The sequence below is a fragment of the Streptomyces sp. H27-H1 genome, assembly GCF_026627445.1.
Classification (GTDB): Bacteria; Actinomycetota; Actinomycetes; order Streptomycetales; family Streptomycetaceae; genus Streptomyces.
Map to the genome: position 1 here is coordinate 42212 of NZ_JAPNLJ010000002.1, position 25293 is coordinate 67504.

Annotated in this window: 25 protein-coding genes; 4 read left to right on the forward strand and 21 right to left on the reverse strand. The window is 70.8% G+C overall.

The genetic code is table 11. The annotated features are described in order from the left end of the window. Position 1 precedes the first annotated feature (1 nt). Both OTB20_RS01960 and pyrR read right to left on the reverse strand, forming a co-directional pair. Positions 2 to 991, reverse strand: a complete 990-nt coding sequence (locus OTB20_RS01960) for an aspartate carbamoyltransferase catalytic subunit (RefSeq protein ID WP_267758723.1) — start codon at positions 989 to 991, stop codon at positions 2 to 4. A 104-nt stretch (positions 992 to 1095) separates the two neighbouring features. Further along, on the reverse strand, positions 1096 to 1701 hold the full coding sequence (gene pyrR, locus OTB20_RS01965; RefSeq protein WP_324289376.1) for a bifunctional pyr operon transcriptional regulator/uracil phosphoribosyltransferase PyrR: 606 nt from the start codon (positions 1699 to 1701) through the stop codon (positions 1096 to 1098). A gap of 240 nt (positions 1702 to 1941) precedes the next feature. Between pyrR and bldD the strand changes: the two genes are divergently transcribed. Continuing rightward, complete coding sequence (gene bldD, locus OTB20_RS01970) at positions 1942 to 2442, forward strand: transcriptional regulator BldD (protein WP_267814752.1); 501 nt, start codon at positions 1942 to 1944, stop codon at positions 2440 to 2442. Between the two features lie 202 nt (positions 2443 to 2644). On the opposite strand, the gene nusB is transcribed toward bldD, so the two are convergent. The 13 genes from nusB to OTB20_RS02035 form a co-directional block, all read right to left on the reverse strand. Then, positions 2645 to 3082, reverse strand: a complete 438-nt coding sequence (gene nusB, locus OTB20_RS01975; RefSeq protein ID WP_267758722.1) for a transcription antitermination factor NusB — start codon at positions 3080 to 3082, stop codon at positions 2645 to 2647. Positions 3083 to 3084: 2 nt separating this feature from the next. After that, complete coding sequence (gene efp, locus OTB20_RS01980) at positions 3085 to 3651, reverse strand: elongation factor P (protein ID WP_267758721.1); 567 nt, start codon at positions 3649 to 3651, stop codon at positions 3085 to 3087. 59 nt (positions 3652 to 3710) lie between these two features. Continuing rightward, entirely contained in the window at positions 3711 to 4820 is a 1110-nt protein-coding gene (locus OTB20_RS01985) for an aminopeptidase P family protein (protein ID WP_267814754.1), read from the reverse strand. Between the two features lie 93 nt (positions 4821 to 4913). After that, a complete protein-coding gene (locus tag OTB20_RS01990; protein WP_267758719.1) occupies positions 4914 to 5672 on the reverse strand; it encodes an AAA family ATPase in 759 nt (252 codons plus the stop codon). A gap of 138 nt (positions 5673 to 5810) precedes the next feature. Further along, positions 5811 to 6902, reverse strand: a complete 1092-nt coding sequence (gene aroB, locus OTB20_RS01995; protein ID WP_267814756.1) for a 3-dehydroquinate synthase — start codon at positions 6900 to 6902, stop codon at positions 5811 to 5813. Beyond that, positions 6899 to 7381 (reverse strand): shikimate kinase, encoded by a 483-nt coding sequence (locus tag OTB20_RS02000; RefSeq protein ID WP_267815079.1) that lies wholly within the window; start codon positions 7379 to 7381, stop codon positions 6899 to 6901. Before OTB20_RS02000 ends, aroB begins: the two co-directional genes overlap by 4 nt. Before the next feature lie 44 nt (positions 7382 to 7425). Then, complete coding sequence (gene aroC, locus OTB20_RS02005; protein ID WP_267758717.1) at positions 7426 to 8610, reverse strand: chorismate synthase; 1185 nt, start codon at positions 8608 to 8610, stop codon at positions 7426 to 7428. Between the two features lie 181 nt (positions 8611 to 8791). Next, positions 8792 to 9619, reverse strand: a complete 828-nt coding sequence (locus OTB20_RS02010; protein WP_267814757.1) for a shikimate dehydrogenase — start codon at positions 9617 to 9619, stop codon at positions 8792 to 8794. A 6-nt stretch (positions 9620 to 9625) separates the two neighbouring features. Next, entirely contained in the window at positions 9626 to 11344 is a 1719-nt protein-coding gene (mltG, locus tag OTB20_RS02015; protein WP_267814758.1) for an endolytic transglycosylase MltG, read from the reverse strand. Positions 11345 to 11471: 127 nt separating this feature from the next. Then, the gene (gene ruvX, locus OTB20_RS02020; protein WP_267758714.1) at positions 11472 to 11942 is read right to left on the reverse strand and encodes a Holliday junction resolvase RuvX; all 471 of its coding nucleotides are present in this window, start codon (positions 11940 to 11942) and stop codon (positions 11472 to 11474) included. Further along, complete coding sequence (gene alaS, locus OTB20_RS02025) at positions 11942 to 14611, reverse strand: alanine--tRNA ligase (protein WP_267814759.1); 2670 nt, start codon at positions 14609 to 14611, stop codon at positions 11942 to 11944. Before alaS ends, ruvX begins: the two co-directional genes overlap by 1 nt. After that, positions 14611 to 14964, reverse strand: a complete 354-nt coding sequence (locus tag OTB20_RS02030; RefSeq protein ID WP_267814760.1) for a DUF6167 family protein — start codon at positions 14962 to 14964, stop codon at positions 14611 to 14613. The genes alaS and OTB20_RS02030 overlap by 1 nt, the downstream gene beginning before the upstream one ends. 8 nt (positions 14965 to 14972) lie before the next feature. Continuing rightward, positions 14973 to 15413: a DUF948 domain-containing protein gene (locus OTB20_RS02035; protein ID WP_267814761.1), complete on the reverse strand. Its 441-nt coding sequence runs from the start codon at positions 15411 to 15413 to the stop codon at positions 14973 to 14975. A 167-nt stretch (positions 15414 to 15580) separates the two neighbouring features. Here OTB20_RS02035 and OTB20_RS02040 point away from each other — a divergent pair, with 167 nt between their 5' ends. Beyond that, entirely contained in the window at positions 15581 to 17845 is a 2265-nt protein-coding gene (locus OTB20_RS02040; RefSeq protein ID WP_267814763.1) for an ATP-binding protein, read from the forward strand. Between the two features lie 34 nt (positions 17846 to 17879). Here the strand turns inward: OTB20_RS02040 and rpsD are convergent, their stop codons facing one another. Continuing rightward, complete coding sequence (gene rpsD, locus OTB20_RS02045) at positions 17880 to 18491, reverse strand: 30S ribosomal protein S4 (RefSeq protein ID WP_215033005.1); 612 nt, start codon at positions 18489 to 18491, stop codon at positions 17880 to 17882. Between the two features lie 55 nt (positions 18492 to 18546). Here rpsD and OTB20_RS02050 point away from each other — a divergent pair, with 55 nt between their 5' ends. Further along, positions 18547 to 19434, forward strand: a complete 888-nt coding sequence (locus tag OTB20_RS02050; protein ID WP_420716302.1) for a DUF2470 domain-containing protein — start codon at positions 18547 to 18549, stop codon at positions 19432 to 19434. Here OTB20_RS02050 and OTB20_RS02055 read toward each other — a convergent pair whose 3' ends face one another. From OTB20_RS02055 to OTB20_RS02075, 5 genes are all read right to left on the reverse strand, one after another. Then, positions 19435 to 20142, reverse strand: coding sequence for an HNH endonuclease family protein (locus OTB20_RS02055; protein ID WP_267814766.1), 708 nt, complete (start codon positions 20140 to 20142; stop codon positions 19435 to 19437). It lies immediately after the preceding gene. Between the two features lie 36 nt (positions 20143 to 20178). Beyond that, a complete protein-coding gene (locus OTB20_RS02060; protein ID WP_267814767.1) occupies positions 20179 to 21531 on the reverse strand; it encodes a replication-associated recombination protein A in 1353 nt (450 codons plus the stop codon). Between the two features lie 44 nt (positions 21532 to 21575). Further along, positions 21576 to 22196: a vitamin K epoxide reductase family protein gene (locus OTB20_RS02065; RefSeq protein ID WP_267814768.1), complete on the reverse strand. Its 621-nt coding sequence runs from the start codon at positions 22194 to 22196 to the stop codon at positions 21576 to 21578. A 93-nt stretch (positions 22197 to 22289) separates the two neighbouring features. Next, positions 22290 to 23549 (reverse strand): histidine--tRNA ligase, encoded by a 1260-nt coding sequence (gene hisS, locus OTB20_RS02070; RefSeq protein WP_267814769.1) that lies wholly within the window; start codon positions 23547 to 23549, stop codon positions 22290 to 22292. A 10-nt stretch (positions 23550 to 23559) separates the two neighbouring features. Then, entirely contained in the window at positions 23560 to 24270 is a 711-nt protein-coding gene (locus OTB20_RS02075) for an MBL fold metallo-hydrolase (protein WP_267756797.1), read from the reverse strand. Positions 24271 to 24423: 153 nt separating this feature from the next. Here OTB20_RS02075 and OTB20_RS02080 point away from each other — a divergent pair, with 153 nt between their 5' ends. Next, positions 24424 to 25206, forward strand: a complete 783-nt coding sequence (locus tag OTB20_RS02080; protein WP_267814771.1) for a peptidylprolyl isomerase — start codon at positions 24424 to 24426, stop codon at positions 25204 to 25206. The last annotated feature ends 87 nt before the right edge of the window (positions 25207 to 25293 follow it).

Sequence of the window (25293 nt, forward strand, 5' to 3'; positions counted from 1 at the left end):
TTTACTTGCTCTCCTCGGTGCGGGGCGTGCTGGTGGTGGTGACGGCGGGCTCGGAGCCTCCGAGCAGCAGGTACAGGACGGCCATGCGGATCGAGACGCCGTTGGTGACCTGCTCGATGACCGTGCAGCGGTCGGAGTCGGCCACCTCGGCGGTGATCTCCATGCCGCGGACCATCGGGCCGGGGTGCATCACGATGGCGTGCTCGGGCATGCGCGCCATGCGGGCGCCGTCCAGGCCGTAGCGGCGGGAGTACTCGCGCTCGGTCGGGAAGAAGGCCGCGTTCATCCGCTCGCGCTGGACCCTCAGCATCATCACGGCGTCGGACTTGGGCAGTACCTCGTCCAGGCTGTACGAGATCTCGCACGGCCAGGCCTCGACGCCGACCGGCACCAGGGTGGGCGGGGCCACCAGGGTGACCTGGGCGCCGAGGGTGTGCAGCAGGTGGACGTTGGAGCGGGCGACCCGGCTGTGCAGGATGTCGCCGACGATGGTGATCCGGCGGCCGTTCAGGTCCTTGCCGAGCCCGGTGTCCTTGCCGACCAGGCGGCGGCGCATGGTGAAGGCGTCCAGCAGGGCCTGGGTGGGGTGCTCGTGGGTGCCGTCCCCGGCGTTGATCACCGGTGCGTCGATCCAGCCGGAGGTGGCGAGCCGGTAGGGGGCGCCGGAGGCGTGGTGCCGGATGACGACCGCGTCGACGCCCATGGCCTCCAGGGTCTGGGCGGTGTCCTTGAGGGACTCGCCCTTGGAGACGCTGGAGCCCTTGGCCGCGAAGTTGATCACGTCGGCGGAGAGGCGCTTCTCGGCAGCTTCGAAGGAGATCCGGGTACGGGTGGAGTCTTCGAAGAAGAGGTTGCAGATCGTGCGGCCGCGCAGGGTGGGCAGCTTCTTTATCGGCCGGTCCGCGACGCGGGCCATCTCCTCGGCGGTGTCGAGGATGAGGACGGCGTCGTCGCGCGTGAGGTCGGCGGCCGAGATGAGGTGGCGCTTCATCCGGGTGCTCCGTAAGTCGGGGAGGGCAGTCAGACGGGCTGGCTGGGGGTGCGGGCAGGGCAGGCTCCGGCGCGGACCCCGAGGGGCCCGGCCGTTCACAAGGGCTACTGCCCGGCTGCCCGGGCGGTCCGCTGGCCGAGGAGCACGGCGTCGCGGCCGTCCTCCTCCTGGACCTGGACCTGGACGTTCTCCCGCAGCGACGTGGGGAGGTTCTTGCCGACGTAGTCGGCGCGGATCGGCAGTTCGCGGTGGCCCCGGTCGACGAGGACGGCGAGCTGCACCGCGCGGGGGCGGCCGATGTCGCCGAGGGCGTCGAGGGCGGCGCGGATGGTGCGGCCGGAGAAGAGAACGTCGTCGACGAGGACGACCAGGCGGCCGTCGATGTCGTCGCCGGGAATCTCGGTGCGGCCGATCGCCCGGGCCGGCTTCATCCGCAGGTCGTCGCGGTACATGGTGATGTCGAGGGAGCCGACCGGGATCTTCGCGCCGGTGACCTCTTCGAGCTTGGCGGCCAGCCGGCGGGCGAGGAATACACCGCGGGTGGGAATGCCGAGCAGCACCACGTCGTCGGCGCCCTTGGCGCGTTCGACGATTTCGTGGGCGATACGGGTCAGGACGCGGGCGATGTCCTGCGCTTCGAGAACGGGGCGCATGACATCGGCGTCTGCGCCCTCGAGGTTCTGGGAGTTCCGGAAGTTCTGAGTGTCCATGAAAAGGACCTCCTTCTCCGCCTCACGGGACGGACCTTAAAGGACGTCTGATCTACGCGCTCCACGGTACCAGGGGGATTCCGGCGACCTGGCATCGGGGCAGCCCGGGGCCCCTCTCAAGTAGGCGTCACAGACCATTCGGCTTGACGCATCCAAGTAACGCTGCGTAACCTCACAGTGAGTTACCAGCCGCGCGGCGGAGCCGCACGTGGTCATGTCGTCACAGCGTCCGGGAGCGTTATGTCCAGCGAATACGCCAAACAGCTCGGGGCCAAGCTCCGCGCCATCCGCACCCAGCAGGGCCTTTCCCTCCACGGTGTCGAGGAGAAGTCCCAGGGCCGGTGGAAGGCCGTGGTGGTCGGCTCTTACGAGCGCGGCGACCGCGCCGTGACCGTCCAGCGTCTCGCCGAGCTGGCGGACTTCTACGGGGTGCCGGTGCAGGAGCTCCTGCCTGGTACGACCCCCGGTGGAGCGGCCGAGCCGCCGCCGAAGCTGCGCCTGGATCTGGAGCGGCTGGCCCACGTACCCGCCGAGAAGGCCGGCCCGCTGCAGCGTTACGCGGCGACCATCCAGAGCCAGCGCGGCGACTACAACGGCAAGGTGCTCTCGATCCGCCAGGACGACCTGCGCACCCTCGCCGTCATCTACGACCAGTCCCCCTCGGTCCTCACCGAGCAGCTGATCAGCTGGGGCGTACTGGACGCGGACGCACGTCGCGCGGTGGCGCACGAGGACAACTAGTCCCCACAGCGCTCAGCAGAAACGTTACCGGCGGGGGGCGGGAGCCCGCCCGGCCCCGGGCACCCGCCGGTTTTTTGCGTCCCTGTCGTCCGGGGTCCCGGCCTTCAGGACCCTCCGGACCGTCGGACCGCCCCGAGTACGCCGCAGGGCCCGCAGCGCGCGTGCGCTGCGGGCCCTGGCGTTCTCGCCGTACTGCCGCGTGTCAGCTCTCGCTGCGGCGCAGCTTCGGCTTGAGGTCCTTGAAGCGGCCGAGGAGCCCGTTCACGAACGAGGGCGACTCGTCCGTGGAGAACTCCTTGGCCAGCTGGACGGCCTCGTCGATGGCCACGGCGTCCGGGGTTCCGTCGACCCAGATCAGCTCGTAGGCACCGAGGCGCACGATGTTCCGGTCGACGACCGGCATGCGGTCGAGGTCCCAGTCCACGGCGTAGGTGGCGATCAGGTCGTCGATGCGGTCCACCTTGTCGGCGTACCCCTCGACGAGCTCCATGGTGAACTCGTTCACCGCGGGCTGGCGGTCGGTGTCCGACCGCGAGTGGCGGACCCAGTCCGCGAGGACCTCGCGCACGGGCACCCCGCGCTGGTCGGCCTCGAACAGGATCTGGAAAGCGCGCTTGCGCGCGTTGCTCCGGGCAGCCACGGTTAGCTGTTCACCCGGCCGAGGTAGTCGCTGGTACGGGTGTCGACCTTGACCTTCTCGCCGATGTTGACGAAGAGCGGAACCTGGATCTCGTGACCGGTCTCCAGCGTCGCCGGCTTGGTGCCACCGGTGGACCGGTCGCCCTGGACGCCCGGGTCGGTGTGCTGGATGACCAGCTCGACGGCGGCCGGCAGCTCGACGTAGAGCACCTCGCCCTCGTGGCGGGCCACGGAGGCGGTGAAGCCCTCGATCAGGAAGTTGGCGGAGTCGCCGACGGCCTTCTTGTCGACCATGAGCTGGTCGTAGGTCTCCATGTCCATGAAGACGAAGTACTCGCCGTCCATGTAGGAGAACTGCATGTCGCGGCGGTCGATGGTGGCCGTCTCGACCTTGGTGCCGGCGTTGAACGTCTTGTCGACGACCTTGCCGGACATGACGCTCTTCAGCTTGGTGCGCACGAAGGCCGGGCCCTTGCCGGGCTTGACGTGCTGGAACTCGATGACGGACCAGAGCTGGCCCCCATCGAGCTTCAGCACCATGCCGTTCTTGAGGTCGTTCGTGGAAGCCACGGTGTGGGAATCTCCTGCACTGGAAGACCACGGGTGCGCGCTCAGCCCGGCGACGCGGGCTAGAGCGCGAGCAGCTCCTTGGTCGTAATGGTGAGTAGCTCGGGACCGCCGTCCGCCTCGGGGCGTACGACGAGCGTGTCATCGATCCGGACACCACCCCGGCCAGGGAGGTGAACCCCCGGTTCGACGGTGACCGGCACGCAAGCGTCCAGTTTACCCATGGCGGTAGGTGCAAGCTGCGGGTCCTCGTCGATTTCGAGCCCGACCCCGTGTCCGGTCCACGCCGCGAGGGCCTCACCGTGACCTGCGGAGTCGAGTACGGAGCGGGCCGCGTGATCCACATCGCGGTACGCGGCGCCGGGCAGCAGGGCCTCGCGACCCGCCCGCTGAGCGGCGAAGACGAGCTCGTACAGCTCGATCTGCCAGTCGGCGGGGGTCGTTCCGATCACGAAGGTGCGGCCGATCTCGCAGCGGTAGCCCCGGTAGTTCGCGCCGAGGCAGACGGAGAGGAAATCACCCTCCTCCACCCGCCGGTCCGAGGGCCGGTGCCGGGAGCGGCCGGAGTGGGGGCCGGTGCCGACGGAAGTCGGGAAGGCCGGCCCGTCGGCCCCGTGGTCCACTAGCCGGCGTTCCAGCTCCAGGGCCAGGTGCCGTTCGGTACGGCCCACCAGGATCGATTCCAGCAGCTCGCCGAGGGCCTGGTCGGCGATTTCGGCGGCGATCCGCAGGCAGGCGATCTCCTCCTCGTCCTTGACGAGGCGGAGCTGTTCGACGGCGGTTCCCAGATCGGCCAGGCGCAGCCCTGGCGCCACGGAGCGCAGGGCGCGGTGCCGGCCGACGGTGAGGTGGTGTTCCTCGACGGCCAGGGAATCGGCGCGGGCGGCGGATGCCGTGTCGGCGGCCGCCACGGCGGGATCCGCCCCGGGGCCGGCCAGCACGGAGAGCCGCAGGTTCTCGTCGAGCCGCCCCTCGTCGGACTCCCCCGTGGGCTGTCCGGCGCAGAACAGCGTGTCCTCCCCGGCCGGACCCACCAGCAGGACCGCGCCCAGCGGTGACGCCCCGGAGAGGTAGCGGACGTTCGCCGGACGCGTGATGAGTGCGGCGGCGTTTCCGGCGGCCGCACAGCGGTCGCGAAGCAGGCCTCGGCGGGCCGCGTACACGTCTGACATGTTTCCGAGCCTACGAGCGCATCGCCCATCCGGCCTGGCGAGCACGGCCGTACGAGCGCCCGGCCCGAGCCGGCGGCTCCGTGGGCGCCGGATTCAGTGGGCCGGCGCCGAGATGACGCGGGCCAGGGTCTCGTCCAGGGCGCGGGCGGTGCCCTCGACGTCCAGGTGGGAGTTGTCGATGATCGGCAGCCCGGATCCGTACCAGCCGGCCATCCGGCCGTGGATCCGCGCGACCTCCTCGTCCGAGAGCCGCCGGTTCCCGGAGCGGGCGGCGTTGCGTTCCAGCACGATCTCCAGGCCGGGCAGCAGTACGACGGGCAGCAGCGCGGGCCCGACGTGGCGCTTCCAGCCGCCGAGGCCCACGACCGGCCGGTCCGGGAACACGGCGTCGTCGAGGATGCACGAGATCCCGTTGGCCAGGAAGTTGCGGGCGGCGAAGCCGCAGGTGCGGCGGGCGAGACGGTACTGCGCCTCGGAGTGGTCGTTCCAGCCGGCCTGCGGGTCCGCGAAGCCCGAGCAGACCCATTCGCGTACGTCGTCCAGGCTGATGTGCGCGGTGGGGACGGGCCGGGTGCCGGCCCAGTGGCGGGCCACCGTGGTCTTCCCGGCCCCCGCGGGGCCGATCAGCAGGACCGCGAGGGTGGCGCCTCCGGTACCGGGAGCGGCGGGCGGCAGCGGGACGTGCCCGGTGAACCCGTCCGGCGGACCCGGCGAGACCAGGGGCGCCGCGGGCCCGGAGGGCATGGGAGACACGGGCCAGCCCGACACCGGGGGGACCGGCGGCTGCGGGGGCGCCGCCGGGTGCTGACTCCCCGGCGGCTCCCAGCCCCCGCCTCCCACTGCCTGCTGCATCCGCTGCCACTCCGTCTCGTTCCACCACTACTGATGCGAGAACGTTATATGACCCCGGGGGCCCGTCGGGTCACGAGGTCACGAGGTGGCCCGGCCGAGGCCGGTTCGGGCCGGTGTTCGGGCCCGTACTGGCCCGTTCTAGGCCGTGACCTCGCCGAATGCTGCCACGAGGACGGCCGGGTCGGGACCTTCCAGGACGGTCGGCTTCGCCAGCCCGTCCAGGACGATGAAGCGCAGCAGGTCTCCGCGGGACTTCTTGTCGAGCTTCATGTTCTCCAGCAGGGTGGGCCACTGGTCGCCGCGGTAGGTCAGCGGGAGCCCCACCGAGGCGAGGACGGCCTTGTGCCGGTCGGCCGTCGCGTCGTCGAGCCGGCCCGCGAGCCGGCCGAGCTCCGCGGCGAAGACCATGCCGATCGAGACGGCCGCGCCGTGGCGCCACTTGTAGCGCTCGTTCTTCTCGATGGCGTGCGCGAGGGTGTGCCCGTAGTTGAGGATCTCCCGCAGGCCCGATTCCTTGAGGTCGCTGGAGACCACGTCGGCCTTGACCTGGATGGAGCGGCAGATCAGCTCGGCAGTGTGCGGGCCGGCGGGGGTGCGCGCCGCCTCGGGGTCCGCCTCGATCAGGTCGAGGATGACCGGGTCGGAGATGAACCCGGCCTTGATGATCTCGGCGAGGCCGCTGACGTAGTCGTTGACCGGCAGCGATTCCAGCGCCGCCAGGTCGCAGAGCACGCCGGCCGGCGGGTGGAAGGCTCCGACGAGGTTCTTGCCCTCGGCGGTGTTGATGCCGGTCTTGCCACCGACGGCCGCGTCCACCATGGCCAGGATGGTGGTCGGTACGGCGATCCAGCGCACTCCGCGCAGCCAGGAGGCCGCGACGAAGCCCGCGAGGTCCGTGGTGGATCCCCCACCGACGCCGACGATGGCGTCGGTGCGGGTGAAGCCGGACTGTCCCAGCGCCTTCCAGCAGTACGCCGCCACCTCGGCCGTCTTGGCCTCTTCGGCGTTCGGCACCTGGATGGCGACGGCCTCGTACCCCTGGGCGGCGAGGTCGTCGCGCAGGGCCTCACCGGTCGAGGCGAGAGCCTCGGGGTGGATGACGGCGACCCGCTGGGCCCTCGTACCGATCAGGGAGCCGAGCTCGCCGAGCAGCTGCCGGCCGACCAGCACGTCGTACGCGTCGTGCCCCGCGCTCGCCCCGACCTTGATCCGCGTCACCTGGTCTGTCATGCGTTCTTCAACTCCAGAGCGTCGAGGACCGCCTGGGCGACCTCTTCGGGGGTGCGGTCGTCGGTGGCCACCACGACGCGCGCCACTTCGGTGTACAGGGGGCGTCGGGCCTCCATCAGCTCGCGCCACTGGCGGCGCGGGTTGATGGCGAGCAGCGGGCGCGCGGCGCCGAGGCCCACGCGCTTCACGGCTTCCTCGACGTCCATCGAGAGGTAGGCCACGGGCAGTCCGGTGAGCAGCTCGCGCGTCGCCTCGTCGAGGACGGCGCCGCCCCCGAGGGCAAGGACCCCCTCGTGTCCGGCGACGGCGGCGGTGACCGCCTGCCGCTCCAGCTCACGGAAGTAGGGTTCGCCCTCGTCCACGAAGATGTCGGAGATCTCCCGGCCCTGGGCCGCGACGATGTCGGCGTCGGTGTCCCGGTAGGAGACTCCGAGCCGCTGGGCGATCAGCTCGCCCACGGTGGACTTGCCGGACCCCATGGGGCCGACGAGGACCACCAGGGGCCCTGTCGTACGGGTGCCCGTCACCGGATCTGCATGTTGTCGAGGTAGGACTGCACGTTGCGGCGGGTCTCGGGGACGGAGTCGCCGCCGAACTTCTCCACGACGGCGTCGGCCAGCACCAGGGCGACCATGGCCTCGGCGACGATGCCCGCGGCGGGCACCGCACAGACGTCGGAGCGCTGGTGGTGCGCGACGGTGGCTTCACCGGTGGCCACGTCCACGGTGGCGAGGGCCTTCGGTACGGTCGCGATGGGCTTCATCGCGGCGCGTACGCGCAGCAGCTCGCCGGTGGTCAGACCGCCCTCGGTGCCGCCGGCGCGGCCGGAGGTGCGCTTGATGCCCTCGGGGGTGGAGACGATCTCGTCGTGCGCCTGCGAGCCGGGCACGCGGGCCAGGTCGAAGCCGTCGCCGACCTCGACGCCCTTGATGGCCTGGATGCCCATGAGCGCGGCCGCGAGGCGCGCGTCGAGGCGGCGGTCCCAGTGCACGTGCGAGCCGAGGCCGACGGGCACCCCGTAGGCGAGGACCTCGACGACGCCGCCGAGGGTGTCGCCGTCCTTGTGGGCCTGGTCGATCTCCGCGACCATCGCCTTCGACGCGTCGGCGTCGAGGCACCGCACCGGGTCGGCGTCGAGCTTCTCGACGTCGGCGGGCGTCGGGTAGACGCCGTACGGGGCCTTGGCGCCCGCCAGCTCCACGACGTGGGAGACGATCTCGATGCCCGCGACCTCCTTGATGAAGGAGCGGGCGATGGCGCCGAGGGCCACGCGCGCGGCGGTCTCACGGGCGCTGGCGCGCTCCAGGATCGGCCGGGCCTCGGAGAAGCCGTACTTCTGCATGCCCGCGAGGTCGGCGTGGCCGGGGCGGGGGCGGGTGAGCGCCGCGTTGCGTCCGGTCTCCTTGAGCAGCGCGGGGTCGACCGGGTCGGCCGACATGACGGTCTCCCACTTGGGCCACTCGGTGTTGCCGATCATGACGGCCACCGGGGACCCCTGCGACAGCCCGTGGCGGACGCCGCCCAGGAAGGTGATCTCGTCCTGCTCGAACTTCATCCGGGCACCGCGGCCGTAGCCGAGCCGGCGCCTGGCCAGGTGTTCGGCCACCAGATCGGTGGTGACCGGGACGCCGGCGGGAAGCCCCTCCAGCGTCGCTACCAGAGCCGGGCCATGCGATTCCCCGGCCGTCAGCCAACGCAACCTGCTCAACGATGCTCCTCGTGCTCGCGCCTGATTCAGCAGCGGCGCGATCGGGTGCGCGGCCCGGACCCGCCTTCACCCCGATCCTCCCATGTCCGGGCCGGTACACCGCCCTCAGGTCCAACTGTCGGACGGCGGCGCACCTCGACCCGAGGCGACATGTGGATCTAGGACCGGTCTACGGGCCCGCTCAGTGGCGGGCGCGCAGCGCCGCCTCGCCCGCGGCGCGCATGGCCGCCAGCGGCGCGGTGGGGCAGCCGGTCATCAGCTCGACCTGCAGGACGGCCTGGTGGACCAGGAGGTCGAGGCCGCCGAGGAGCCTGCCGCCGCGATGCGTCCAGGCCGCGGCGAGGGGCGTCGGCCAGGGGTCGTAGAGCACGTCGAAGAGGGTGCCCGGAGCGTCCGGCACGGATGCGGCCAGCTCGTCCGTGGCCCCGGCCGGGGTGGTGGCGATGACCAGGGGCGCGGCCAGCGCCTCGGACGCCCGCGACCAGTCGGCCGTGCGGACGTCCACGCCGAGCCGCTCGCCCCACTCGCGCATCTCCGCGGCTCGGGCCTCGGAGCGTACGTACGCGGTCACCGCGCCGGTGCAGATCCGTGCCAGCGCGGCGAGCGCCGAGGAGGCGGTGGCGCCCGCGCCGAGGACGGCGGCGGACTCCACCTTCTCCACGCCCTGCTCGCTCAGTGCCGCGAGCAGGCCGGGGATGTCGGTGTTGTCACCGACCTTGCGGCCGTCCTCGGTGAAGACGACGGTGTTGACCGTTTCGACGGAGGCGGCCGTGTCACTGATGGCGTCGAGCAGCGGGATGATCGCCCGCTTGAGCGGCATGGTCAGCGACAGCCCGGCCCACTCGGGGCCGAGCCGTGCGATGAACCCGGGCAGGGCGTCCTCGTCGACCTCGAATCGGTCGTACGACCGGTCTCCGAGGCCGAGCTCCTGGTACGCGGCGCGGTGCAGCACCGGTGAGAGGGAGTGCTCGATGGGCGAACCCAGCACCGCGGCCCGTATCCGTGACATGTCCTGCTACCCGCCGTTCTTCTGCTTCTGCCGTTCCTGGAACTCCGCGACGAGCTGGAGGTGCTCGTCGTAGGTCTTGGTGAAGGTCGTCTTGTCGCCGTCGACCGACACGAAGAACATCCAGCCTCCGTGGTCCGGGCTGAGCGTAGCGGTCAGCGCCTCCAGACCGGGGTTGTTGATCGGCCCCGGGGGCAGTCCCGTCACGTTGTGCGTGTTGTAGGGGTGGACGAACGCCTTGGCTTCCTTGAGGTTGAAGTTGATCTCGCTCTGGTTCTTGATGTAGTTGTACGTCGAGTCGAACTCGATCTTGCGGTTCGTGACGTCGTTGGTCTTCTTGAGGCGGTTGTAGACCACCTCCGACATCTTCCGGAAGTCGTCGTGGTTCTTGCCCTCGGCGTTCACGAGGCTGGCGACCGTGATCACCTGGAGCGGGTTCTCCAGGCCCAGTTCCTTGGACTTGGCCTCGATCCCCAGTTCCGTGTACTTGTCCGTAGCGTTCTTGACCATCTGTTTGAGCAGGGACTCGGGGGTGCTGTCCTTGGTCAGGTCGTAGCGCATCGGATACAGGAAGCCCTCGAGCGGGTCCATGATCTTCGAGTCGTTGTTCGCCCATGCCGGCAGTCCGAGGTTCTTGACCTCGCGCTTGGCGATCCCCGCCGTCGTGCCTTCCGGCTTCTCGAGCTTCTTGTCGATCGCCGCGTAGACCGCGGAGTTGCGCGAGCCCTCGGAGATGGTGAGCACGTGAAGCTTGGAGGGGTCGGTCATGACCTCGACCACCGAGGCGGCCGACATCTTCTTCTTCAGCGGATAGGTGCCGGGCTGGATCGACGTGCCGTTGGCGCTCTTCGCCGCATCCACGAAGGCCTGGGCGCTCGCGACCACGCCGGCTTCCTTGAGGATGCGGCCCATCTGCCCCAGGCCCGCACCCTTGGGGATCTGCACGTCGACCGGCACGTCGATGCCGGCGCCCGCGAAGTCCTCGGCCGCTCCGAACTTGTCCTTGAGGTAGCTGTAGCCGTAGTACCCGCCGCCGCCGACCACGGCGACGATGACCACGGCAGCGATGAGGCAGGCCATGCCGCTGCGCTTCTTCGGTTTGCCACCGGAGCGGCCAGGTCGGCGGCCGCCGCGCCCGCCGTCGTCGCCATCACCGTCACCGTCGTCGTTGTCACCGCCGCCCCCGCCCGCGAGGAACGAGTCGGCCGCGGCGTCCTCCTCCTCCTGCCACGGCTCCTCGGTCTGCAGGTGGCGCATGCTCGGGGGCCGTGGCGGCGGGAAAGCCTCGGGGGTGCCGTAGAGGTCGGGGGCCTCGCCGGGGTAGCCGCTCGACTGCTGCTGCGCGTACGGATCCACGCCCGCGTACGGGTCGGCGGTCTGCGGGACCTCGGCGTAGTGGACCTGGCCGGTGTCCCACACCTGGCCCTGGCCGCCGTACGTCTCCTGCTGCGGGTGCTGCTGCGGGTGCTGGTGCTGTTGCGGGTGCTGCGGATACGGCATCTGCTGCGGCTGCTGCGCGTACGGCGGCTGCTGGGCCTGGGGGTACCGGCCCTGCTGCTGCGCGTAGTAGGGCTGCTGGGGCTGAGGCTCCTGCTGGTACTGCTGCGGGCCTGCGACATAGGGCATCTGACCCTGCTGGGTCTCGTGCCCGGTCCACCCCTGGTCCCCGTACTGCGGGTCCTCGGGGTGCCACGGTTCGGGGCCAGGGCCCCGGCCATACTCAGTCATCGATCCCCTAGCGCGCCGCAGGGCGTTGGCCGCGACTCCGTCTGCCGCGACGCACGGTTCCGCCTCTTCTGATGGGCGACGGCTGTTCGAATGCCGTCACATCGCGCGGAACGTTACCGTATCGCGATCAGACAACCACTTCGACGCACTCGCCGGGCGGATTACCTGATACCCGTTCGGTCTCCAGAGCGTTCTGAAGGATCACCACGGCGGCGGCCTGGTCGATGACCGACCGGCCCTTCTTCGCGTTCCGTCCCGCGGCCCGCAGGCCCTGGGCGGCGGTGACGGTCGTCATCCGCTCGTCCACCAGACGCACCGTCACGGGCTTGATGCCCTTGGCGAGTTCCGTGGCGAAGGCGCGGCACTTGGCCGCGGCCGGCCCCTCCCGTCCGCTCAGCGAACGCGGCAGGCCGACCACCACCTCGATGGGCTCGTACTCCTCGACGAGCTGCCGCAGCCGCCGGTGGGCGAAGGGGATGTCCCGGCCCGGAACGGTCTCCACCGGTGTGGCCAACACCCCGTCGGGGTCGCACGAGGCGACCCCGATCCGGGCGTCTCCCACATCGATGGCGAGCCGGCGGCCACGGCGCAGCGTCATCAGGCGTTCTCGCCCACGAGGCGCTCGACGGCCGCGATGGCGTCGCCGATGGCGGCCGGGTTCTGACCGCCGCCCTGGGCGACGTCGGGCTTGCCGCCGCCGCCACCACCGAGGGTCTTGGCAGCGGCACGGACCAGGTCGCCGGCCTTGAGGCCGCGCTCGCGGGCCGCCTCGTTGGTGGCGATCACGGTCAGCGGGCGGTCGTTGGCCACGGTGAACAGGGCCACGACGACCGGGCGGTCGCCCTGGATGCGGCCCCGGACGTCGAGGACCAGCTTGCGCAGGTCGTCGGCGCCGGTGCCGTCCGGCACCTGGCCGGTGACCACGGCGACGCCGCGTACGTCCTGGGCACCCGCGGCAAGACCGGCGGCGGCCTGGAGGACCTTCTCCGCGCGGAACTTCTCGATCTCCTTCTCGGCGTCCTTCAGCTTGCCGAGCATGGAGGCGATCTTCTCCGGCAGCTCCTCCGGACGGCCCTTGACCAGCTCCTGGAGCTGGGCGACGACCGTGTGCTCCTTGGCGAGGAAGTTGTACGCGTCCACGCCGACGAGGGCCTCGACGCGGCGCACGCCGGAGCCGATGGAGGACTCGCCGAGCAGCTTCACCAGGCCCAGCTGGGCGGTGTTGCCGACGTGCGTGCCGCCGCACAGCTCCTTGGAGAAGTCGCCGATGGTCACGACCCGCACGCGCTCGCCGTACTTCTCGCCGAACTCGGCGATGGCGCCCTGCTTCTTCGCCTCGTCGATGGTCATGATCTCGGCGGTGACGTCGAGCTCGCGGGAGAGCACGTCGTTGATCTTCTGCTCTACGTCGGTGAGGACCGAGCCGGGCACCGCGTTCGGCGAGCCGAAGTCGAAGCGGAAGCGGCCGGGCGAGTTCTCGGAACCGGCCTGGGCGGCCGTGGGGCCGAGCGCGTCGCGCAGCGCCTGGTGGGTCAGGTGCGTGGCCGAGTGGGCGCGGGCGATGGCCCGGCGGCGGTGGATGTCGATGGCGGCGTACGCGGAGGCGCCGACCGTCACCTCGCCGACCTGGACGGAGCCCTTGTGCACGGAGACGCCGGGGACGGGCTGCTGCACGTCGCGGACGACGATGACGGCGCCCGTGTCGAGCTTGATCCGGCCCTGGTCGGCGAGCTGGCCGCCGCCCTCGGCGTAGAAGGGGGTGCGGTCGAGGACGACCTCGACCTCGTCGCCCTCGGAGGCGGCGGGCGCGGAGACGCCGTTGACCAGGAGGCCGACGATGGTGGACTCGCCCTGGTTGGTGGCGTAGCCGGTGAACTCGGTGGCGCCGGAGCCGTCGGCGATCTCCCGGTAGGCGGACATGTCCGCGTGGCCGGTCTTCTTGGCCTTCGCGTCGGCCTTGGCCTGGTCGCGCTGCTGCTTCATCAGGCGGCGGAAGCCGTCCTGGTCCACGGAGAGGCCCTGTTCGGCGGCCATCTCCAGGGTCAGGTCGATCGGGAAGCCCCAGGTGTCGTGGAGCAGGAACGCCTTCTCGCCGGCCAGGACCGTGCCACCGGTGGCCTTGGTCTCGGTGATGGCGGTGTCGAGGATGTTCGTGCCGCCGCGCAGGGCCTTGACGAAGGCGGCCTCTTCGGCGAGCGCGACGGTCTCGATGCGCCCCCGGTCGGTGACGAGCTCCGGGTACTGCTGCCCCATCGTCTCGATGACCACGTCGACGAGGTCCTTGATGACCGGCCCGGTGGCGCCCATGAGGCGCATGTTGCGGATGGCGCGGCGCATGATGCGGCGCAGCACGTAGCCGCGGCCCTCGTTGCCGGGGGTGACGCCGTCGCCGATGAGCATGGCGGAGGTGCGGATGTGGTCGGCGACCACGCGCAGCGCGACGTCGGTGCCCTGGGCGGCGCCGTACTGCACGCCCGTCAGCTCGGTGGCCTTGTCCATGACCACGCGCAGGGTGTCGGTCTCGTACATGTTCTGCACGCCCTGCAGGATCATGGCGAGACGCTCGAGACCCAGACCGGTGTCGATGTTCTTCGACGGCAGGTCGCCGAGGATCGGGAAGTCTTCCTTCCCGTCGCCGGCGCCGCGCTCGTACTGCATGAAGACCAGGTTCCAGATCTCCACGTAGCGCTCGTCGTTGACGGCCGGGCCGCCCTCGACGCCGAACTCGGGGCCGCGGTCGTAGTTGATCTCCGAGCAGGGGCCACAGGGTCCGGGGACGCCCATGGACCAGAAGTTGTCCTTCTTGCCCAGGCGCTGGATGCGCTCGGCCGGGACGCCGACCTTCTCGCGCCAGATGGCCTCGGCCTCGTCGTCGTCGAGGTAGACCGTGATCCAGAGCTTCTCGGGCTCCAGGCCGAAGCCGCCGTCCGCCACGGAGCTGGTGAGCAGCTCCCAGGCGTACTTGATGGCGCCTTCCTTGAAGTAGTCGCCGAAGGAGAAGTTGCCGCACATCTGGAAGAACGTGCCGTGGCGGGTGGTCTTGCCGACCTCTTCGATGTCCGGCGTGCGCACGCACTTCTGCACGCTGGTGAGCGTGGAGGAGGGCGGCTTGGCCTCGCCGAGGAAGTACGGCTTGAACGGCACCATGCCTGCGGGCACCAGCAGCAGAGTCGGGTCGTCCGCGATGAGCGACGCCGAAGGGACAACGGTGTGACCGCGCTCCTCGAAGAAGCTCAGCCAGCGGCGGCGGATTTCAGCCGACTCCATCAGTGGTCCTCATTCCGGTTGTACGTAGCCTTCGAGCGGTACGTGTTCTGGTCCTGCTGGTCGTGCTCGATGGCCCGCAGCCGCCGCGGCCCGGGAAGGGCGGTGACGTTGGCGGGCAGGTCGGGATCCTGGTGGAGTCCCAGTGCGTCGTTCAGTTCGTCCTCGCGCTGCGACATCCCCGACTTGACGTCGAGGGCGAAGTCCTTGAGGCGGTGGCCGGCCTCGATCGCCTTGTCGGCGGCCTGCGCGGCGAGGCTCTCCGGCGTCAGCTTCTTCAGCTGCCGGTTGACCTTGGTGGTGGCCCATACGCCGGCGGCTGCGCCTGCGGTGAACCAGAAGGCTCGGCGGATCATCGGAGGTCTCAGCCCTTCTGCTTGCGGCGCCGGGGTGTCGGCACGGTGCGGCCGACGATCACGGTACGCCGGGACGACTTGCGCGGCGGTTCCTCGGGGGTCCCGCCGGCCCGGCCCAGCGCCTTGCGGACGCCGTAGCCGAAGGCCGCGACCTTGACGAGCGGGCCGCCGAAGGTGGACGCCACGGTGGAGGACAGCGCGGAGGCGTTGGAGGTGACTTCCTGCACGTCGCTCGCGATGGCGTCGACCCGGTCCAGCTGGGTGCGGGCGGAGCGGACGGTGGTGGAGGCGTCCGCGAGCAGCGGGACGGCCTGCTCGGTGACGTCGGCCACCAGCTTGGTGGTCGCCTTGAGCACCTGGGCCAGCCTCACCAGCACCACGGCGATGAAGGAGACCAGGATGGCCCAGAAGACGGCCACCAGGATCCCGGCCACCTCTCCACCGGACACGTCCCACCACTCTCTACGGATTGATCACCAAGCGAAAAAGTCGTCCTCCGACCCTATCGCGCCGGAGATCCGCCGCAGTACCGGAATTCCGGGGGCCACCGCTGCCGGGCGCCCGGATCCGGCTCGCCTTGTACGCAACGCATGCGGACCAGTACGCTCCGTGTCCCATGCGACCAGGACCCATTCCACGAAGGACGCCGGGCAACCTTCCCTCGGATCTGAGCGGCTTTGTCGGGCGGGCCGGGGAACTCGCCGAGCTGGGGCGACTGCTGGACTCCTCGCGGCTGGTCACGGTGACCGGCGCGGGCGGCGTGGGCAAGACCCGCCTGGTCCTGACGGCGGCCAGGGCGGCCGCAGACGCGGCCGATGCGGCCGCCGGTCCCGCCGATCCGGCGCAGGAACGCTACTTCGACGGCGTATGGCTGGCCGAGCTGGCTTCCGTACGGGATCCGGCGCTGCTCGAACTGACGCTCGCCGAGGCGCTCGGGCTGACCGACCACACCACCCGGCCGACCCGGACGGTCCTCGCCGAGCACCTGGCCGAGCGTCGGCTGCTGCTGGTTCTGGACGGCTTCGAGCAGCTGGTCGACGAGACGGCCGACCTCGTACGGGACCTCCTGCGCCGCTCCCCCGGCCTGCGCGTGCTCGCGGCCGGCCGGCGCCCGCTGACCCTCGACGGGGAACTGTCCTGGCCGCTGGCCCCGCTGGATCCGGAGGAGGCCCTGGCCCTGCTGATCGAACGGACCTCGGCGGCCGACCCGGCCTTCGCTCTGACGGAGGCCAACCGGACGGACCTGGCCGAGCTGTGCGCTCGGCTCGACGGCCTGCCGCTGGCGCTGGAACTGGCGGCGGGCCGGCTGCGCACCCTGTCACCCGCGCAGGTGCTGTCCCGGCTGGAGGACCGCTTCGCCCTGCTGACGGGCGGCTCGCGCGGCGCGCTGCCCCGCCACCGGGCGCTGCGCACGGCGATCGGCTGGAGCCACGAGCTGTGCACGGCCGGGGAGCGGCTGCTGTGGGCGCGGCTCTCGGTGTTCGCCGGGCAGTTCGACCTGGACGCCGCCGAGTACGTGTGCGCGGGGCCGGACCTGCCGGTGGATTCGGTGCTGGACCTGGTCGGGGAGCTGCTGGGGCAGTCCCTGCTCGTCCGGGAGGAGACGGCTGCCGGGGTCCGCTACCGGATGCTGGAGAGCGTACGGATCTACGGGGCGGGCTGGCTGGAGTCGCTGGGCGACGCCCGGCGGCTGCGCCGCCGGCACCGGGACTGGTACATGGGCTTGGCGACCTGGTGCGAGCTGGACTGGTTCAGCCCCCGCCAGGAGGAGGTGGCCGCGCTGGTGGAGGCGGAACTGCCGAATCTGCGGCTCGCGCTGGAGTGCTGCCTGGACGAGCCGGAGGAGACCCACCTGGGCCAGTACCTGGCGGGCACCCTCTGGTTCTACTGGGCGGGATGCGGCCGGCTCACCGAGGGGCGGCACTGGCTGGACCGGACCCTGGAGGACGGCCTCGGACTCGGCGGGTCGGAGTACGAGAGCTCCCGGCTGAAGGCGCTGTGGGTGCTCGGGTACGTCGCGGCCCTGCAGGGCGACTCGGTGGCCTCGATGAGCGCGCTGTACGAGTGCCGGGACGGGGCGGCGCGGAGCGAGAACCCGGTCGCGGGGGCGTACGCCGTGCACCGGATGGGCTGTCTGGCACTGGTCTCCGACGACATGGCCCGGGCCGGGGAGCTGCTGGGCTCGGCGCTGGAGCGCTACCGGGAGGCCGGGGAGCTCAACAGCAACGTCCTGATGTGCCAGGTCGAGCTGGCGATGGCGCTGGCCTTCCGGGGGGATCTGGCGGGCGCGCTCTCACTGTGCCGGGAGGTCCGGGACATCTGCGAGGAGCGCGGGGAGCGCTGGACGAAGGCGTACGCCCTGTACGTCCTCGCGTACGCGGAGCTGGACGCCGGGGGCACAGCCGAGGCACGGCGGCTGCTGGCCGAATGCGTGGCCATCAACCACACGTTCCGCGACCGGGTGGGGCTGGTGCTGGCGGTGGAACTGCTGGCGCTCGTCACGGTGGCCGAGGGTCATCCGGCCGAGGCGGCGGTGCTCCAGGGCGCGGCGGAGCCCCTGTGGGACGGGGTGGGGATGCGGCTGTTCGGCTCGGGGTACTTCAACGCCCCGCGGCTGATGTGCCAGGAACGGGCGGGCGAACTGCTTGGCGCCGAGCGGTACGCGTCCTGCGCCCGGCACGGCCGGGCCCTGTCCCTGGACGGCCTGGTGGAGCGGGCCCTGCGGGGGCCGGAGCCGGCGCCGGCGGCGGGCCCGCTGCCGAGGCCGCGCGGCGGATCCGACCGGTCGACGGCGCGCCCCGGGACGAGCACGGCCGCCGGGGCGACCGGGGTGAAAAACAGGAAACCCGCCGGCTCCCCCGAGGGGGAACCGGCGGGCTGACCAGCCTGTGAGGGCTACGGCCGCTGGTACTGGATCAGCGGGCGTAGTACTCGACGACGAGCTGCTCGTCGCAGATGACCGGGATTTCCTTGCGGTTCGGGTCGCGGTCCAGGCGGAAGGCCAGGGCCTTCAGGTTGACCTGCAGGTAGCGGACGGTCTCGCCCTCGCCTGCGTAGCCACCCTCACGGGCAACCTGGAACGGAACCTTCTCGCGGCTGCGCTCGCGCACCGTGATGACGTCGTCCGGACGGACGCGGAACGACGGCTTGTCGACCTTGTCGCCGTTGACCTCGATGTGGCCGTGAACGACCATCTGGCGAGCCTGGTAAATGGTGCGGGCGATGCCCGAACGCAGGACCAGGGCGTCGAGGCGACGCTCGAGCTCGACGACCAGCGCCTCGCCCGTCTTGCCTTCGGCCTTCTTGGCGCGGTCGTACGCGCGGGCCATCTGACGCTCAGAGATGTCGTACTGAGCGCGCAGACGCTGCTTCTCCAGCAGACGAACCTTGTAGTCCGAGTTCTGCTTGCGGCCACGGCCGTGCTCGCCCGGCGGGTAGGGGCGGGCCTCGAAGTACTTGACGGCCTTCGGGGTCAGCGCAATGCCGAGGGCACGCGACTTCTTGACCTTGGGTCGCTTCTGGTTCACGTGGAACCTACCTCCATGTAAGTTAGGTGAGGCTTACCTTAGCGAGGAGGACGTAATGTCTCGACCATCTGGGATCCCCCTGCCCAGTGCGCACCGAAGTTCAGATCCAAACGAAACAGGATCTGCTTTCGGCGACGATAAGCAAGGTCAGCCGCGTCCCAGGGAAGGCGTTCGGCAGCTCACCGGAGCCGAACGCGTACGAACCCTCGTAGAGTCCAACGCCTCAGTATCCCTCACGCTCCCCGGTGCTCTTGACCAGGGGGAGTTCGGGACAGGGATGCCGGCCGCTAGGACCGTCACACCGGACGGGGACGTGATTCTCCTGGTATCAGGGGAATCCGCGGCTGCCAGGGCAGCCGCTCACGCCCAGGACGACGACCTCACCGCCGTGATCGAGATCACGGATGTGGCGCCGGTGTCCGTGGCCCATCGTATCCGAGGCCGCGCCTGGCTCGCCGGGTGGCTCACACCGGTCCGCGGGGACGCCGACCGCGCGGCCTGTGCGGCGCTGCTGGCCGAGCGGCACCCGGTCGGCGAGCTCCTCGGACTCTGCGAATCACTCGAAGCCCCGCACGCCGGACGGCCGGCCTGGATGCTGCTGCGCCTGGAGGTCGGCGAGATCTCGGTGGACGACCTGTGGGGCGCCGAGCACGTGGACCCGGATCTGCTGGCCGCGGCCGCGCCCGACCCGATGGTGGGGCACGAGACGGAGCTCCTGCAGCACCTGGCCGTGGCGCACGGCGACCGGATGGGTGATCTGCGCGCCCTGCTGGGCGCCCGGGACGCCGCGGGCCTGACGGCGGTCCCCCTCGCGCTGGACCGCCTCGGCCTGCGGGTGCGCTTCACCCGGGGCGCCACCGCCTTCGATGCCCGCTTCGACTTCCCGGAGCCGGTGACCGACGTCCGCGGGCTGCGCAAGGCCATGCGCACCCTGTTCGCCTAGCTAGGGACAGGTGGCGAGCATCTCCTGGAGCGCCTGCTTCTCGGGCGGTGTCACGGAGAGCCCGTACTTGGCCTTGATCCCGGTGTAGCGCCGCGCGTACTCGCACCAGTAGGCCTGCTGGGGCGGCTTCCACTTGTCGGCGGTCTTGCTGCCCTTGTCGTAGTTGGTCCGCTTGTCCACGGCGAGCAGCACGTCGAGGTCGTTGGCGTACTCCAGCCGGCGCTGCGGGGTCCAGGCGTACCCGCCCCCGCGCCAGGCGGCGCCGAGGGCGACGACGTGGTCGGTCTGGATCTGGGAGGCGCGGCGGTAGGTGTAGGGGAGCTCTTTCCCCGTGTACGGGTCCTTCAGCACCCCGGAGAGCACGACGCAGGGATTCCTGTCGCCCTCCCGGAGCTCCCTGAGGTCCCTGCGCAGGACGTCGTCCCTGGTGTCACAGCCGTTGCGCCCGCCGATGGCATCGGTCTCGTCGGACCAGTACTTGCCGAAGTTCTCGCGCTTGTACGTCTCCCAGTTCTTGCCCCACTCGACCTTGAGCCTGCCGATCTCGGTCCTGGCGAGGGCCGCGGCGGGCGGGAAACCGGTGCTCGCGAGCGGGACCTGGGCGACGAGTGCGGCCGCGCTGGCGTGGGCCGGGCCGGCGCCGCCGTGGTGGCACCCGCCGAGCAGCAGCACTGCCGTCACGGCGATCAGCGGAGCGGGACGTCCCATGCTCCGGAGCCTAGGCCCCGGCCCCTGACCGGCGGGTCAGGACCCGCCGCGCAGCCGCTCGCGGACCTTCTCCACCACGTCCGCGTACCGCGCCTCGGCGCCGTAGCGGGTCGGTTCGTAGTACCGCTTGCCGTGCACCTCGTCCGGCGCGTACTGCTGCGCGGCGATCGCCCCCGGCACGTCGTGCGGGTACACGTACCCCACCGCGTGCCCCAGCTTCGCCGCGCCCTTGTAGTGCCCGTCCCTCAGGTGGGCCGGGACGGTTCCCGCCAGCCCGGCCCGGACGTCGGCCAGCGCCGCGCCGATCGCCGTCGTCGCGGTGTTCGACTTCGGTGCCAGCGCCAGCGCGATCGTCACGTGCGAGAGCGTGAGCGAGGCCTCCGGGAAGCCGATCATCGCCACCGCCTGGGCGGCGGCCACCGCGAGCGGCAGGGCCGTCGGGTCCGCCAGCCCGATGTCCTCGCTCGCCGAGATCATCAGCCGGCGCGCGATGAACCGGGGGTCCTCCCCCGCTTCGATCATGCGCGCCAGATAGTGCAGCGCCGCGTCCACGTCCGAGCCCCGGATCGACTTGATCAGTGCGCTCGCCACGTCGTAGTGCTGGTCGCCGTCGCGGTCGTACTTCACCGCGGCCCGGTCGACGGCCTCCTCCACCGTCTGGAGGCTGATCTCCGGCTCGCCCTTGGCGATCGCGGAGCCCGCGCCCGCCTCCAGGGCGGTCAGCGCGCGCCGCGCGTCTCCGCCGGCGATGCGCAGCAGGTGCGCCTCCGCGTCCTGCGGCAGGGTGACCGCGCCGCCGAGGCCCCGCTCCTCCGTCAGCGCCCGGTGCATCAGAGCGCTGAGGTCTTCGTCCGTCAGCGGTTCCAGCGTCAGCAGCAGCGAGCGCGACAGCAGCGGGGAGATGATCGAGAAGTACGGGTTCTCCGTGGTCGCGGCGATCAGCGTGACCCAGCGGTTCTCCACGGCCGGCAGCAGCGAGTCCTGCTGCGCCTTGCTGAAGCGGTGGATCTCGTCGAGGAAGAGGACGGTGTCCTTGCCGTATCCGCCGGCCGCCCGCTTGGCGCCCTCGATGACGGCCCGTACTTCCTTGACGCCGGCGGTGATCGCGGACAGCTCGACGAACCGCTTCTTCGTCGCCTGGCTCACCACGTACGCCAGGGTGGTCTTCCCGATGCCCGGCGGACCCCAGAGGATCACGGAGGAGGCTCCGGCGGGACCGCCCGCCCCGTCCCCGACGAGCCGGCGCAGCGGGGAGCCCTGCTTCAGCAGGTGCTGCTGACCGACGACCTCGTCCAGGGTGCGCGGGCGCATCCGGACGGCGAGCGGAGAACTGGAGGGGTCCTTCGCCTGGCGTTCTTCGGCGGCGGCGGTGAAGAGATCTGGTTCCACACAGGAAGCCTATGCGAGGCCACCGACACTCCCGCCCGGACGGGTCAGGAGGTCCAGAAGTCCCACCAGCGGGTCAGGATCAGCATGCCGATGATCCCGATGTGCAGCACCGGGAGCACCCAGGTGAACTCGTCGGCGAAGGCGCGCAGCCAGCCGGGGGCCGGCAGCATCCGGTTGCGGACGTTGTGCGAGGTGACGTACCAGAACATGACGATGGTGGCGACCCAGGCCAGGCAGCACCACAGGCACAGGGAGTTGATGTTGTACAGCGACTGGTACATCAGCCAGGTGCAGAAGCCGACGCCGAAGAGCATCCCGGCGTTCAGGGTGAGCCAGTACCAGCGCGGGAACCGCGCCCGTGCGAGCAGGCTCACGCCGACGCAGACGACGACGGCGTAGGTGACGAGCCCGAGCATCGGGTTGGGGAAGCCGAAGACGGCGGCCTGCTCGCTCTTCATGATGTTGCCGCAGGAGACGATCGGGTTGAGGCTGCAGCCCGGGGTGAAGTTCGGGTCTTCCAGCAGCTTGAACTTGTCGATCGTGATGACCCAGGCGGCGAGCAGTCCCGCGGCTCCCGTGATCATCAGCAGCAGGGCGAGCGCCCGGCTGCCGCCGACGGCCGTGCGCGGCTCGGCGGTGTCCGTATCGGTGCCTCGTGTCGTCATCCCGCCCGCTCCGCATCTGCAAGGTCAACAAACACCGGCCATTGTGCCGTACCTCCTGCCGTCCACCGTTCGGCGGTACGGCGGCTGCGGCCGTCAGGCCAGGCGGGCCCGGACGGTGGCGACCACGTCGGCCAGGGCCACCGGGGTCTGCTCCCCGGACTGCATGTCCTTCAGCTGGACCACGCCCTCTTCGAGGTCACGGTCCCCCGCGACCAACGCGAACCGCGCCCCGCTGCGGTTCGCGTCCTTCATCGCGCCCTTGAGTCCCTTGCCCCCGTACGAGATGTCCGCGGCCACGCCGGCCCGCCGCAACTCGGTCACCAGGCCGAACAGCACCGGCTTCGCCGCGCCGAGTGCCACCGCGAAGACGGAGGTCGCGGACGGGATGTCCAGTTCGACGCCCTCCGCTTCGAGCGCCAGCACCGTACGGTCCACGCCCAGCGCCCAGCCCACCGAAGGCAGCGCGGGCCCGCCGATCATCTCGGAGAGGCCGTCGTAGCGGCCGCCGCCGCCGACCGCCGACTGGGAGCCCAGGCCGTCGTGCACGAACTCGAAGGTGGTGCGGGTGTAGTAGTCCAGGCCGCGCACGAGCTTCTCGTCGTCCTCGAAGACGACCCCGGCCGCCGTCACCAGAGCCCGCACCTCCTCGTGGTACGCCTTGCAGGCGTCGCACAGGTAGTCGCGCAGCATCGGGGCGCCGACCAGCTGCTTCTGTACGTCGGTCCGCTTGTCGTCGAGCACGCGCAGCGGGTTGATCTCGGCCCGGCGCACGGTCTCCGCGTCCAGGTCGAGCCCGCGCAGGAAGGCCTGGAGCGCCTCCCGGTACACCGGGCGGCACTCCTTGTCTCCGAGCGAGTTCAGCAGGATGCGGAAGTTGCGCAGGCCCAGCGAGCGGTACGCCTGGTCGGCCAGGATGATCAGCTCGGCGTCCAGCGCCGGGTCCTCGGCGCCGATCGCCTCGGCGCCGACCTGGGAGAAGTGGCGGTAGCGGCCGGCCTGGGCCCGCTCGTAGCGGTAGTACGAGCCGGAGTACCAGAGCTTGACGGGCAGGCCGCCGAGCTTGTGCAGGTTGCCCTGCAGGGCGGCGCGGAGGACGGAGGCGGTCCCCTCGGGGCGCAGGGCCAGCTGGTCGCCGCCCTTGGTCGTGAGGGTGTACATCTCCTTGCTGACGATGTCGGTGGACTCGCCGACTCCGCGCGAGAACAGCTCGACGTTCTCGAAGCCGGGGGTCTCCACGTACCCGTAGCCGGAGTTCTTCAGGGGCGCGGAGATCGCCTCGCGCACCGCCAGGAAGGTGGCCGAGCGGGGGGGCAGCAGGTCGTACGTGCCCTTGGGGGCCTGAAAAGTACTCACTAAACTCTCGTCACATTCCTCGTCGTGGAGACGTGAAACCGTCTCCCAGGCCGGCGGCCACCTGCCGCAGGTACGGGTTGGTGGCTCGCTCGCGGCCAATGGTCGTGTGCTCGTTGTGTCCGGGCAGCACCACGGTCGAGTCGTCGAGCGGCAGGCACACGCGGGCCAGCGATTCGAGCATGTCGGCGTGGCTGCCGCCGGGGAAGTCGGTACGCCCGATGGAGCCTGCGAAGAGCAGGTCGCCCGAGAACAGCAGCGGCGGGATGTCCGCCGCCCCGGGCATCCCGAAGGTCACCGACCCCCTGGTATGGCCGGGGGCGTGCGCCACGGTGAGCTCCATGCCGGCCAGGGCGAGCTTCGCGCCGTCGGTGAGCTCCTTGACGTCGGAGGGCTCCCCGACCGTGAGCTCGCCCATGAGCTGCGCTCCGAGGGAGCGGCCCAGGGCCTTCTCCGGGTCGCTCATCATGAAGCGGTCCTCGGGGTGGATCCAGGCCGGTACGTCGTGTGCTCCGCACACCGGGACCACCGAGGCCACATGATCGATGTGGCCATGGGTGAGGACGACCGCGACGGGCTTGAGCCGATGCTTCCTCAGCGTCTCCTCGACACCCTGGGTGGCCTGGTGGCCCGGGTCGATGATGACGCACTCCTCACCGGCGGCGGGGGCGACCACGTAGCAGTTGGTCCCCCAGGCCCCGGCAGGGAATCCGGCAATCAGCACGTTCGTCCTCAATCGTCGTCCGGCGGGAGGCTGCAGATCGGAATGCTGCTGCTCAGAGCGTACCGGCGCCGCTCATTACACAGCGAACCCATATACGGTACGGCCTAACCCAGCCCGGACAGTGGTATCAGAGACGCACAAGGAGACGACCCGGTGGTCACGAGCGATCAGCGGCGGCGCCAGCTCGCCAGGGAGAAGTACGAACGCCAGCAGAAGCGGCGCGTCGAAGCACGGCAGAAGTCGCGCAGGCGGCTCGCCGTGATCGGTGCGGCGGTGGCCGTGGTCGTGGCGGCGCTGGTCGGCCTCGTGGCCGGCGGAGTGTTCGACAAGGACAAGAAGGACGAGGCGGCCGATCCGGCCGCGACCCCTTCGGCCTCGCCCACCCCGCAGCAGTCCCCCTCCCCGGCGATGGCGATCGACGCGAAGGCGAAGTACACCTTCGACCTGAAGACCAGTGCGGGCGACGTCAAGTTCGAGATGGACGCGGCGAAGACCCCGCAGACCGTCAACTCGTTCAAGTCGCTCGCCGACAAGAACTTCTTCGACAAGACCAAGTGCCACCGCCTGACGACGAGCGGGATCTTCGTCCTGCAGTGCGGTGACCCGCAGGGCACCGGCATGGGCGGCCCGGGCTACACCATCGCGGACGAGAACCTCGACTCCCTCGGCAAGGCCAACGAGCAGGGCCAGGTCGTCTACCCGGCCGGCACGGTGGCGATGGCCAACACCGGCAAGCCCGGCTCGGGCGGCAGCCAGTTCTTCCTGGTCTACAAGGACAGCCCCCTCGCCCCCTCGTACACCCCCTTCGGCAAGATCGACGCGGCCGGACTGAAGGTGCTCGAAGAGGTGGCCAAGGCCGGTACGGCCGAAGGCGGCCAGGACGGGGCCCCCAAGACCCCCGTGACCATCGAGAAGGGCACCGTCACCCAGAACTGACCGGGAGCAGGCGCCCCGGGCCCGGGCCGCATCGACGACGGCGCTCCCGTACGTGGATATTCCGTCGTGCTGGATGCGGACAGCCGA